Below are 13,021 nucleotides of genomic sequence, written 5' to 3'. Positions count from 1 at the left end.
TTATTGGAAATCTTGCATGTTCCAGTTGCCAATATCTGCAGCTGGACCTTCTCCACCCTCTTGGCCATCTGCGCCTAGAGTGAAGATATCGATTGTACCGTTATCACCTGGGCTTAAGTATTGGTACTGGTTGCCCCAAGGGTCATTAGGAAGACGTTTGATGTAACCACCATCACGGTAGTTGCGTGGCTCTGGGTTAGATGGCTTGCTAACCAATGCTTCTAGACCTTGGTCCGTTGTTGGGTAAACGCTGTTATCCAACTTGTACATATCTAAGGCATTTTCCAACGCGACAATGTCCGTAATCGCTTTTTGTTGGTCTGCCTTCTCTTTGTTACCCAATAGGTTTGGAACAACAAAACTTGCCAAAATACCAAGGATAACGACAACAACCATCACTTCTAAAAGTGTAAAACCCTGTTGTTTACTACGCTTAAACTTCATTTTTTTCTCCGAAAGTTAGATTAAAGCCATGCCGTTAGTAGACACGTCTTAATTCGAAATTATCCGCTCATCAAGTTATTCATTTCTAGCATTGGCATCAAGGTCGCCATCACAATGAACAACACTAATCCAGCCATTAATGCAATCAGCGCAGGAGTAAACACACCCAGAGCAATATTGACTGTTGATTCAAAGTTTTGATCTTGGTTATCGGCTGCCCGCGTCAACATGCTCTCTAATTCACCACTTTGCTCACCACTGGCGATCATGTGTAGCATCATTGGTGGAAACAAGCGGGTTTGGTCCAACGCCTTACGCAAACTAGCGCCCTCTCGAACGTTATCCGCTGCAAGCAAGACTTGCTGCTTCACATAACGGTTAGACATAACATCAACCGCAACGCGCATACCCTCTAGAATTGGAATCGCACTGGAAGTACAGATCGAAAGCGTTCGTGCGAATCGTGCGGTATTCAAACCTCGAGAGATCTTACCTATTAGCGGTAAGCTCAAGATTTTTCTGTCCCAAGCTAAGCGAAAGTCTGGCTTTTGCAACGCCAGTTTGAGGCCATAGAAAAGCGCCACCAGCACAACGAAAATAATCAGCCCCCAATCTTGCACAAACTCACTGGCTGCCAGTAAAAATTGCGTCGATTGAGGTAACTCTTGGCCCATCTGAATGATGGGTTCAATGATTTTAGGAACCACTGTCGCCAATAAGAACGAAACGATGACAACCGCGAATACCACCAAAACTACAGGATAAATCATGGCTTGAAGCAATTTAGATCGCATCTTTTGGCGGTTTTCGACGTAGTCTGCCAAACGCTCTAATACGGTATCGAGGTGACCTGATTTTTCGCCCGCCGCAACCATAGAGCGGTACAGTTCATCAAACACGTGTGGGTAATCGGCAAAACTGTCGGCAAGCGGATAACCCTCTGTTACTTTCGAGCGAACCGCAGCCAACATAGAACGAATCCTCGGCTTTTCAGCCTGCTCAGAGACCGCACGCAAACACTCTTCCAAAGGCATTCCTGATTGGACTAACGTAGACAATTGCCGTGTGATGAGTGCCAGCTCAGATGTCGAGATGCCGCGCTTAAAGCTGACTGAACCTGAAGACTTAGCCGATTTAGCTTTCGTCTCGACCACTTCAATCGGGATCATCCCTTGCTCTTTGAGTCGCTGGCGCACTTGTCGGGCGTTGTCCCCTTCTATCGTGCCTTTTTTATGCTTGCCTTTTGCATCTAGCGCTTTGTACTCAAATGCCGCCATTAGGTTTCCTTCGTCACTCGCATCACTTCTTCAAGTGACGTAATACCACGACGTACTTTGCTTAAACCATCACTGCGAATACTTGGCGTATGGGCGCGAACGGCTCTCTCAATTTCTTGTTCACCAGACTCTCGATGAATCAACTCTTGCACTTGCTCATCAACCATAATGAGCTCGTGGATACCTGTTCGACCTCGGTAGCCTTTTTGGTTACACGCTTCACAGCCTTTTGCTCGGTGCAGTTCTAACGGTTCATGCGCTTCCATACCAAACAGTTTTTTCTGTTCCGCATCGGCTTCATACGGCTCTTTACAGCTTGGACAAAGCGTTCGAACTAAGCGCTGCGCTAGCACCCCTAATAACGAAGAAGAAATAAGGAATGGCTCAATACCCATATCACGTAGACGCGTAATCGCACCCACTGCGGTGTTGGTGTGGAGAGTAGACATTACCAAGTGACCCGTTAAGGACGCTTGCACTGCAATTTGTGCGGTTTCTAAGTCACGGATCTCACCGACCATCACCACATCCGGGTCCTGACGCAGAATGGCACGCAAACCACGCGCAAAAGTCATGTCGACCTTTGGGTTCACCTGAGTTTGGCCGATGCCATCAATATCAAATTCGATCGGGTCTTCAACCGTTAAAATGTTGCGTTCGTTGCTATTGATCTCTTGCAAGCCAGCATACAAGGTGGTTGATTTACCAGAACCTGTCGGGCCCGTCACCAAGATAATACCGTGAGGACGCTGAATAAGATGACGGAAATTGTCGTGCACGGAAGGCGTCATACCTAAGCTATGCAAATCGAGACGCGTCGCGTTTTTATCCAACAGACGCATAACTACTCGCTCACCATGTGACGACGGCATTGTAGAAACACGCACATCAACCGCACGACCACCAATACGCAGCGAGATACGACCATCTTGAGGTACACGCTTTTCTGCAATATCCAGCTTCGCCATGACCTTCACTCGCGACACTAACAGTGGTGCAAGCTTACGACTTGGAGTGAGCACTTCACGCAATACGCCATCGACACGGAAACGAATCGAAAGGGTTTTCTCGAAAGTTTCGATATGAATATCCGACGCCCCTTCTTTGATCGCTTCGCCCAACATGGCGTTGATCAATTTGATGATTGGCGCATCGTCTTCCGATTCTAATAAGTCTTCATCGTGCGGCAGTTCTTCAGCCAAAGAGAAGAAATCATCGCTATCAGCACCAATATCTTCCATCAACTGACGCGCTTCAGACGAGTCGCGTTGATATGCTTCGGTCAGCTTTTTATCAAAGGCTTCTTTATCGATAGGTTGCGGTACGAAGCTTTTCTTTAATACACGACGGACTTCAACCAGAGCCGCAGGGTTAAGCGGCTCGACATAGTAAAGAATAGGTGGACGCTCAGGATGCTCTGTCTCCAGCACCAGTTTAAAGCGGTTGGCAAAACTGAATGGCAGACGACGCATACTTGGCGCTGTGTCTAACATATCAACCATTAGTTGTTTTCCATTTGATCAATAAACGCTTGAATCTCTGTTGGGTGCTGACGCTCCTGGCCAAAGGCAGGCATAACCGGGATCTTCTCGTCTGCCATCAACTTCAACCCTTGATCCGCTTTATAAAGCTGTTCTGCGCGAATAAAGTTGTATTTACGCTGCGTAATACCGTCAGCCGTCACACCATCGCGAATAATCGTCGGCTTGATGAACACCATCAAGTTACGTTTTTCTGTTTGCGTGCTAGTTGACTTGAACAGGTGACCCAGTACCGGAATGTCACCCAATAGCGGCACTTTAGACTCACTTTCAAGTGCGCGTTCATCGACCAAACCACCAAGAACCAACATCTGACCATCTTGGATCATGACAGAGGTGTTTAACTGTCGTTTAGCAAAGCGAACGTCAACCGCACCGTTTGCGCCTAATACGTTGGAAACTTCTTGTTCAATGTTTAACTGTACAGAGTCACCTTCGTTAATTTGTGGCACTACTTTGAGTTTGATACCGACTTCTTTACGGTCAACCGTTTGGAATGGGTTGTCGTTGTTTGAGCCAGCCGTAGAGCCCGTAATAACCGGAACCTCTTCACCCACAATAAATGATGCTTCGCCATTATCCATTACGGTAATACTCGGAGAAGATAGAATGTTTGAGTTGGAGTCAGAAGCAACAGCACTAATTAGCGCTGTCCAGTCACCCATGACAATACTCATTGCCGCACCATTTACTCCGCTAAGCGCTGACGCTAGCGTAGAGTAGTCACCTGATTCAGTAACATCATATGGCGTTCGTTCGCCATTAGAGTTGGTATAGTATTCAGTGCGGGTTTGATCTTTTGCTTCTTCTAGACCAACCATCACCTGACCAATCGGGGCTCCTGAGTTACCGTACTGAATTACAGCACCCGTTTCTAATGAACCCCACTGAACACCTAGGTTAATACCATCACCTTCAGACATTTCGACAATTAACGCTTCAATAAGAACCTGAGCACGACGAATATCGAGTTGAGAAATGACGTCTTGTAATGCCATCATAATATCTGGTGGCGCTGTTAAAACTAACGAGTTAGTTGCAGCGTGAGCAGCAATGACGACCTCACCACGCGATGCACCTGATGTTTTCTGACCAGCTTGCTTTTCAGCTTGCAGGTTATCGGAAACACCTTTCAATACATCCACCAAGTCTTCAGCTTTCGCATTTTTCAGGTACACAACTCGGTTGTTACCTTTTGTCGCCATTTCAACATCAAGTTGACGAATCAAACGTTTCAAGCGGGCTCTTACTTTTGGATCACCAGAAATTAAAATCGCGTTAGTACGTTCATCGGCCACAATTTTAGGTTCAAGGAACTCTGGCGTGCTTTTCTGATTCGCACTTTTATTCAGTGCTTCGACAATGCGTACCATTTCAGCTGCAGATGCATTACGCAGCTCCACCAATTCAATTTCTTTATCGCCGGCTTGGTCAACACGCTTGATGATCTCTGCTAAGCGATTCACTACTGCCGCACGACCAGTAATCAAGATAATATTCGCTGGATCATAATGAACCACGTTACCGGCACCGGCGTTATCAATCAGCTGACGAAGTAGAGGAGACAACTCACGGACCGACACATTACGCACCGCGACAACTCGAGTGATAACACTATCGCCTTGCGCGCTACCATCACCTAACACAGGGATTGCTGAGGTTTTTGAGTCTTTTGCTTTGATAACCTTAAGTACCCCATTGTCCATCTCTACGACTGCGTAACCGTATACTTCAAGGACATTAAGGAAAAAGCTGTAATATTGCTCTTCGTTAAGTACGTCATAGCTGCGGACATCGATCTTACCGCGTACTGAAGGATCAACAATGATGGTCTTTTCGAGGTTACGACCCACTATGTTGATGAATTCTTGAATATCAGTGCCTTTAAAGCTCGCACTAAATTCGTTTGCCATTGCACCTGGTACGCAGAGTAAACTTCCTGCTAGTAGCCAAGCACTTTTGCTGAACCAATGTTTCACGTATGTCTCCCTGAACTTACGCCGGTTGCCTAAGTCTTACAATTGGATATAGATATCGTACTGTTGGCCTTCTCGCTCAACAGTTAAATTTAATTCTTGCGGATCGCTCATCACTTGCATCAGTTGTACTGAAGAAGACGGATCACTTAAATCGATCCCGTTCAGTTGAACCGCAATATCACCAGGTTGTAGCCCTACATCATTAAATAATGCGGCATCACGACCAGGTGATACTCGATAACCAACAATGTCTCCGTCTTTTTTGACGGGTGAAATGGTGATGTATTTAAAAACGCTTTGTGGATCTTTCGCAATTTCCTCGCGGATTTGCTCTAATTTCTCTCCAACGTCAGACGTCGCTGCTTCTGCTCGCTGAGCTTGCGCCCTAGCTACCTGCGGCGATTCAGATAGCTTCTTATATTCTATACCTTGCATCATTAAGGTCTCGTCTCGACCTTGGTTATCAATGATGACGCGATCCACCAATACCGCTTTTAGCGTCGCACGTGTCCCTTCGATTTCTTCACCCAAACCGTACGTAGCTTGCTTACCTCGGTTAGCAATAACAGCAAGGCTGGTATTGGCATCACTGCTGGCAACCGCACCGACTAGGGTGAGGTTAAGGCGCGTCTTAGGGGCGTCTTTAACAATAGGCTGTTCTACAACTGCCGCTTTTTGCTCAGTGAATTTACCGAATAGGTTGGCATTCTGAAGGGCATTAAAATCTATCGCGTCGCCTTTATTACTCGCAGTAACGCTACTCGCCGATGGACGCCATTGCGGCACTTCCGACGATTGAGGTATGGCTAACCACACAATTTTGCCAAGTATCCATCCGGTTATCGCAATAAACAGACAGGTAAGCAACAAGCTAAGTTTGGCTTGAATGGTATAATGATTGGACTTGATCTGAGCCAGTAGCGGTCTGCTTGATAATCCTGCACTTAGCTCTAAACGTTTCACTGAATGGATTCCTTTATTCTAACGTCCGTCATTTAAGCTATAACGATAGCTATCGACTTTAAATTGCTAAATTTGCAATAAAATTATTACTCAACAAAGAGCAGTGAACTATATCACAAGTTGTCTTTCATACCTTTTTCTTATGCAGTTTTTGCCAACTCCCTTGAAAAAAATACGCCTTGACTCCATCTGTAGGTGAATAATCCATCACTCATTGCCGTATTCGGGCAGTGATTAGATAGCGTAGTGTTCTATGAGTTCCCTAAATGAAGCCGTTAGGCTAGATAAATGGCTATGGGCCGCAAGATTTTACAAAACCCGCTCCATCGCGCGTAACATGGTCGATGGCGGTAAAGTCCACTATAATGGCCAACGAAGCAAGCCGAGTAAAATCGTTGAAGTGGGCGCTGAAGTAAGACTTCGTCAAGGCAACGAAGAAAAAATCGTGATCATCGAACAAATCTCAGATCAACGCCGAGGCGCTCCCATCGCACAAACCTTATATCGCGAAACTAATGAAAGTATAGCGAAACGTGAGGAACACGCGACTCAACGTAAGCTTAATGCCCACAACCCAAGTCCGGAACGCCGCCCAGATAAAAAGCAGCGCCGAGACATCATTAAGTTCAAACACCAATAAAAGCCGGAATTACCAACGAGGAACGCACTCCATGGCAAATAATGTTTTAAACCGCTACCTATTCGAAGATCTTTCAGTACGTGGCGAGTTGGTACAATTAGATGAAGCGTACCAACGTGTTATCTCCAGCAAGGAATATCCGGCAGCAATAGAGAAACTGCTGGGTGAGCTACTCGTTTCAACTACTCTTTTAACTGCCACTCTTAAGTTCGAAGGTTCTATCACCATCCAGCTACAAGGCGACGGTCCTGTGTCTCTTGCCGTTATCAACGGTGACCATAACCAACGTGTTCGTGGCGTAGCTCGCTGGGAAGGCGATATTGCCGATGACGCAAACATTCACGATCTAATGGGTAAGGGCTACCTTGTGATCACTATCGAACCGAAAAACGGCGAGCGTTACCAAGGTGTCGTTGGATTAGAAGGTGACACTTTAGCAGAAGTGCTAGAAGGCTACTTTGCAAACTCAGAGCAGTTAAAAACGCGCCTATGGATCCGCACTGGTGAGCATGAGGGCAAAGCACACGCAGCAGGTATGTTGATTCAAGTGATCCCTGACGGCACTGGCTCTCCAGATGATTTCGAACATCTAGAGCAGCTCACTGATACAGTAAAAGATGAAGAATTGTTTGGTTTAGAAGCGAACGAGTTATTGTATCGACTATATAACCAAGACAAAGTACGTCTGTACGAGCCGCAACCTGTCGAGTTCCATTGTGGCTGTTCTCGTGAGCGTAGCGGTGCCGCAATCATCACCGTTGAGAAAGCTGAAATTTATGACATTTTGGCAGAAGTTGGATCAGTTTCTTTACATTGTGATTACTGTGGCACAACTTATACGTTCGACGAATCTGAAGTCACTGAACTGTATGCACAAGCTTCTACGGACAAGAAAACCCTGCATTAATTTACATAGCTTATCAAGCACGTAATTTACCCTACAAAAGGCCAGCTTAATGCTGGCCTTTTTGTGATCAACCCCTCGTAATAACTAGCCTCAAGCGTAATAAAACAACTGCTTAATTTTAAACAATTAATAATGATTTTGCCCTAGCGCAAAGGATTGCGTGCACGATAGACTATTCCCACCAATATGTGACGGGTTACCTAAAACCTTATTGAAATCATGGGTAAATTTTGAGCTATCTCCCTGTTTTCTCCCCGCCCCGTTGCTAGCATGGTGAGCAGATTAAAATTAAAACATTCTTACAAAATCCCTACAAAATCCTTATAAGGAGCACCTATGACCGTTATGGAACATACTAAGGCTGCAACACTTGATCTAACCAAGCACGGACTGCATAACGTAAAAGAGGTTATTCGCAACCCAAGCTACGAAATGTTGTTTGAGGAAGAAACGCGTGAAGACCTAACCGGTTATGAGCGCGGCGTGGTTACTGAACTAGGTGCGGTTGCCGTTGACACTGGCATCTTTACTGGTCGCTCACCAAAAGATAAATACATCGTCAAAGACGCTACGACAGAAGAACATATGTGGTGGACGTCTGATCAAGTGAAAAATGATAACAAGCCAATCACTCCTGAAGTGTGGGACGAGCTAAAAGAACTGGTCACAAACCAGCTTTCTAACAAACGCTTGTTTGTTGTTGACGGTTACTGTGGTGCAAACCCAGATACACGTTTGAGCATTCGTGTTATCACAGAAGTCGCATGGCAAGCGCACTTCGTTAAAAACATGTTTATTCGCCCGACGGAAGAAGAGTTAGCGACATTTGAACCAGACTTCGTAGTAATGAATGGCGCAAAATGCACTAATCCAAAATGGGAAGAGCAAGGCCTGAACTCAGAAAACTTCACCGTATTTAACCTAACTGAGCGTATGCAACTTATCGGTGGTACTTGGTACGGTGGTGAAATGAAGAAAGGTATGTTCGCGATGATGAACTACTTCCTTCCACTAAAAGACATCGCATCAATGCACTGTAGCGCTAACATGGGCAAAGATGGCGATGTAGCGGTATTCTTCGGTCTATCTGGTACGGGTAAAACGACCCTGTCGACTGATCCTAAACGTGCGCTAATTGGTGATGATGAGCACGGCTGGGATGATGACGGTGTCTTCAACTTCGAAGGTGGTTGTTACGCAAAAACCATCAAACTTTCGAAAGAAGCGGAGCCGGACATCTACAACGCAATTCGTCGTGATGCACTGCTAGAAAACGTAACAGTACGTGGCGATGGTTCTATCGACTTTGATGATGGTTCGAAAACAGAAAACACACGTGTTTCTTACCCTATCTACCATATCGATAATATCGTTAAGCCAGTATCAAAAGGCGGTCACGCGAATAAAGTGATCTTCCTATCAGCCGATGCATTTGGCGTACTGCCTCCAGTATCTAAATTGACACCCGAGCAAACTAAGTACCACTTCCTGTCTGGCTTTACCGCCAAACTAGCGGGAACAGAGCGCGGTATTACTGAGCCAACACCAACTTTCTCTGCTTGTTTCGGCGCGGCGTTCCTAACGCTTCACCCAACTAAATACGCAGAAGTACTGGTTAGACGCATGGAAGCAGCAGGCGCTGAGGCTTACCTAGTGAACACAGGTTGGAACGGCACTGGCAAACGTATCTCGATTCAAGATACGCGCGGAATTATTGATGCGATTCTTGATGGTTCGATTGAAGATGCATCAACTAAGCACATTCCTATCTTCAATCTTGAAGTACCGACTTCACTACCAGGTGTGGATCCTAGCATTCTAGACCCTCGCGACACGTACGTTGACCCACTTCAGTGGGAAAGCAAAGCGAAAGATTTAGCAGCGCGCTTTATCAATAACTTTGATAAATACACAGACAACGCTGAAGGTAAATCCCTGGTTGCGGCTGGTCCTCAGATTGATTAAATCGAGTAACAGCGACGTCGCGTAAACGCAGTGAAAAGTTGGCATTAACTTATCACCTTTACGTAGGACAAGTTACAAAAATTGCTTCAAGCCCCTCTTTTGAGGGGCTTTTTATTGAATACCACAGAATATTGATACAAGCTAAAGCCTATCTAGTTTTATTTAATAACACACGTAGGTTCTAGCAAAGATGAAAACAGCGCGTCGAGTTCTACTTCTGTTACTGGTTATCTTAGTTGCCATTCCGGCCGCTACGATTGCGCTGCTAACAACATCTTACGCGGACGCAACCTGGCGCTTGCTGTCAAACACCTTTTCTCTTCCCTTCCGGGCCGGAAGCGTGCGTTATGACTTTCCCTATCACCTAACTTTACAACGCGTGAACACCAGCGGAGACGATGCGTCTTACATCGAGCAAGTCGATTTATGGATGAATCCCGATGTTTATCGCGATGGTAAATGGATCGTTGATAGTTTATTGATTGATGGTATGAGCTTGCAGTATGGCGCACCAAAGCTCCCAGCTTTAGAGAACGTATTATTCCATCAAATCGCGCTCAAAAATATTGATTACGCCGACGAGCATTTCTCTGCCAATGGCATTGATCTTCAAATTCAATCACCACAATGGAATGATCAATTAATACCATATGGCGAAGTTCAACTTGCGGCCGACCAACTCTATTGGAATGGCGAAGCCTTTAATCAAGTCTTAGTCGATATAGACTACAAACCGCAAGACAGTACGCTTTATGGCACCTCTTTTAACTGGCGTAACAGTCAAATATCTGGGCAAGGGGAGCAGTATCCTCAAGGCTGGTCTTTAGTAAATGTGACCATCAACAAGCTGAAACTGAGTAATACGCAGCGCCAATCACTGCTTGCAAAACCTTGGCACGATCTACCATTTAACATTAATCATATTAATAGCTTAGATTTGCTTAACGCCGATATTGAATGGGGCGACTGGCACTGGCAGAACTTGGATCTTTCTGTGGAAAACGCCACACTGCCACTGTCTCTCTGGAAGACAAAAGCTCAAGTGTCATTGCAGGCGGATAGCGTTCGATTCCAGCAGCAAACCGCAATAGAGCCACGTTTGAGTGCCGCTATCGAGCCAGGAGTAATCCAGCTCAACGAGCTCAGCTTAGATTGGCAGCAAGGTCGAGTGCAAGTTTCTGGATTGTTCACGCCAACACAATGGAAGCTCAAAGAAGCCTCTATTCAAGGCCTCAAGTGGGCAACACAGCCAGAAGACAACCTAAATTGGTGGCACGCCGCCACCAGCGAGTTAGAGCATGTTGCAATCGAACGACTCGACATTGAGCGCAGCCAAATTATCCAGCTATCTCACGAACCTTATTGGCAACTTTCCGGTTTAAATATCGAAGGGCAACAGCTTGATATTAAACAGTCGGCTCAACGTTGGGGCCTTTGGCAAGGCGAATTGGAAGTCAGCGTTGTCAACGCCAGCTATGACCAAATACTCACGTCTCACGCAGCACTTGCCATGCAAAGCAAAGATGGCTTTTGGCAATTGACTCGCCTTTTTGCGCCACTCGAGCAAGGCTACGTAGAAGGCATCGGACAAATAGATTTGAGTACCCCGAGCCAACCTTGGGCGCTCAACGTCAATGCTGATGGTATTCCCTTATCGCTCTTCCACGATTATTTTTTACCCGACACACTGGCTATTGATGGTTTTTCCGATCTCAGCCTCGATCTACAAGGGTTATCAGGTGATCGCAACATGCTGGCCTACAGCTTATCGGGTGAAGTGGAAGCCAATCTCCGAGATACCCGCTTGAAGTCCCAAGCGGATCATTCGCTCAAAGCCATTACCTTAAGTCCACTGCGTTTAAGCGCGCAACGAGGGGAAGTTGCCATAAAGCCGGTCACCATCTCAGGAAAAGCCATAAGTGGTAAGGTTTGGGGAACATTTGATATGGCCAACAACCCGCTAAGTGGCATTACTTATCAATTGGAAGAGTCGTGCGGAAACATTGAAGGCGATCTACTAAGTGGCGAAACCCACCGTAATGAGTGCGTGAACGCATCAAAACTGGCCGAGCCTACTGATATTGAGACTCCACAGAAAAATGAACCTTCCATCGAGCAGCCAATCGTAATTGATAACATCAATTTGGAGACTCAAGAGGAAGAGCTTTACGAAGAAGTTATCGAAGAAGATGAAGTACCCGACACGAATTCCGCAGCAGAACAAACCCTCTCACCGACAGAGCAAGAAGGTGAAACAGATAAGCGCCCAGCAGGTCAGTCGGCGCTTACCCCATCAGCAACTGAGTAACTGCGAGTAGTTCGGTATCAGCATATAGGTACCGACAAAATCAACAGCTGGCGTGTCACCACTATAAATCACTACGTGAATAACGATGCGTGCTTTGCGTCCCGACTCCAATCGGTCTAGGTCACCACTGATCCCATCCAACGAAGTACTCGCCACGGGGTTTTGTTCGACTGGTTGACGATAGCGAATCGAGCTGTCGGCCAACACAATATCACCGTGCAACCCACGCTCTTTAAGCAGCAGCCACGTCATCCCCCACCCTGTCAAGGTTGCTAAGGTAAAAGCTGACCCGGCGAACATGGTGTTATGCGGATTAAGGTTAGGATTAAGCTGCGCACAGCATTCAAACTGGTAACCCGTGTACTGGTTAATTTTGATCCCCATTTTGTCGCTAATTGGGATTTGTTGCTCCCAGCGCTGTTGAAGCTCAGTACACCATTCAGGGCGACGTAACACATTGGCCATCGGATCCAGTTGCTTCACCATTTGCTGATGGCGCACAGGGCCACGCTCATCGGTCAGCTCACCTCGACGCTCAAAGCCATTTTTTTCATAAAAGGCGATGGCATCTTCACGGGCATTACACACCAAGCGTTTCGCTCCTTCTTGGCGTGCTAACGACTCTAGTGCAACCAAAACCAGCGAACCCATCCCTTTGCTACGGCGATTATTTTTAACCGCCATATAGCGGATCTGGCCATCATTGTCCGGCGTAATGTATAAACGGCCAATCGCCATAGGACGACCTCGACCATCAACAATCATGCGGTGATGACTCATTTCGTCGTATTCATCGCGCTCTGAGCCGATCGGCATACGCCATGGCTCACGAAGCAGTTGCCAGCGAAACTGATAATACTTGTTTATCTGATTATCGGTTTTGGGAGTAATGAGTTTGAACATATCAATCCTTTGAAAGCACAACACTAATCAGTGTCGGAAAAATTACTCCAAGCCAATTCCATGAGCTTGGAGTTAAAGCTTAGACTATGGCGCC

General features: G+C 46.2%; 10 protein-coding genes. 4 read left to right on the top strand and 6 right to left on the bottom strand.

Features of this window, described 5'->3' with window-relative positions; translation table 11 throughout:
• From gspG to gspC, 5 genes are read right to left on the bottom strand one after another with little or no spacing between them, the layout of a single operon-like run.
• Positions 1-444, bottom strand: coding sequence for a type II secretion system major pseudopilin GspG (gene gspG / locus L3V37_RS08925; protein WP_005379298.1), 444 nt, complete (start codon positions 442-444; stop codon positions 1-3).
• Positions 445-503: 59 nt separating this feature from the next.
• Positions 504-1,721, bottom strand: a complete 1,218-nt coding sequence (gene gspF, locus L3V37_RS08920; RefSeq protein ID WP_005382993.1) for a type II secretion system inner membrane protein GspF — start codon at positions 1,719-1,721, stop codon at positions 504-506.
• Entirely contained in the window at positions 1,721-3,223 is a 1,503-nt protein-coding gene (gene gspE / locus L3V37_RS08915) for a type II secretion system ATPase GspE (protein ID WP_005394994.1), read from the bottom strand. The genes gspF and gspE overlap by 1 nt, the downstream gene beginning before the upstream one ends.
• Positions 3,223-5,241 (bottom strand): type II secretion system secretin GspD, encoded by a 2,019-nt coding sequence (gene gspD, locus L3V37_RS08910; RefSeq protein WP_005379295.1) that lies wholly within the window; start codon positions 5,239-5,241, stop codon positions 3,223-3,225. Before gspD ends, gspE begins: the two co-directional genes overlap by 1 nt.
• Positions 5,242-5,277: 36 nt before the next feature.
• Positions 5,278-6,204, bottom strand: coding sequence for a type II secretion system protein GspC (gene gspC / locus L3V37_RS08905; protein ID WP_237306177.1), 927 nt, complete (start codon positions 6,202-6,204; stop codon positions 5,278-5,280).
• Positions 6,205-6,457: 253 nt separating this feature from the next.
• On the opposite strand from gspC, the gene hslR reads away from it, so the two are divergent.
• The 4 genes from hslR to L3V37_RS08885 all read left to right on the top strand — a co-directional run bounded on the left by hslR (position 6,458) and on the right by L3V37_RS08885 (position 12,024).
• The gene (gene hslR, locus L3V37_RS08900; RefSeq protein ID WP_005379292.1) at positions 6,458-6,844 is read left to right on the top strand and encodes a ribosome-associated heat shock protein Hsp15; all 387 of its coding nucleotides are present in this window, start codon (positions 6,458-6,460) and stop codon (positions 6,842-6,844) included.
• Positions 6,845-6,875: 31 nt separating this feature from the next.
• A complete protein-coding gene (gene hslO, locus L3V37_RS08895) occupies positions 6,876-7,751 on the top strand; it encodes an Hsp33 family molecular chaperone HslO (RefSeq protein ID WP_031780788.1) in 876 nt (291 codons plus the stop codon).
• A gap of 336 nt (positions 7,752-8,087) precedes the next feature.
• Entirely contained in the window at positions 8,088-9,716 is a 1,629-nt protein-coding gene (pckA, locus tag L3V37_RS08890; protein ID WP_237306176.1) for a phosphoenolpyruvate carboxykinase (ATP), read from the top strand.
• A 190-nt stretch (positions 9,717-9,906) separates the two neighbouring features.
• Positions 9,907-12,024: an AsmA family protein gene (locus L3V37_RS08885; RefSeq protein ID WP_237306175.1), complete on the top strand. Its 2,118-nt coding sequence runs from the start codon at positions 9,907-9,909 to the stop codon at positions 12,022-12,024.
• On the opposite strand, the gene L3V37_RS08880 is transcribed toward L3V37_RS08885, so the two are convergent.
• Positions 12,010-12,927 (bottom strand): bifunctional GNAT family N-acetyltransferase/hotdog fold thioesterase, encoded by a 918-nt coding sequence (locus L3V37_RS08880; protein WP_005379283.1) that lies wholly within the window; start codon positions 12,925-12,927, stop codon positions 12,010-12,012. The genes L3V37_RS08885 and L3V37_RS08880 overlap by 15 nt on opposite strands.
• Positions 12,928-13,021: the final 94 nt, after the last annotated feature.

Origin of the sequence: Vibrio sp. D54, assembly GCF_021728075.1 — a bacterium.
GTDB classification, from domain to species: domain Bacteria; phylum Pseudomonadota; class Gammaproteobacteria; order Enterobacterales; family Vibrionaceae; genus Vibrio; species Vibrio alginolyticus.
Note: the sequence above shows the minus strand (reverse complement) of the source record. Positions and strands in the feature narration are given on the sequence as shown.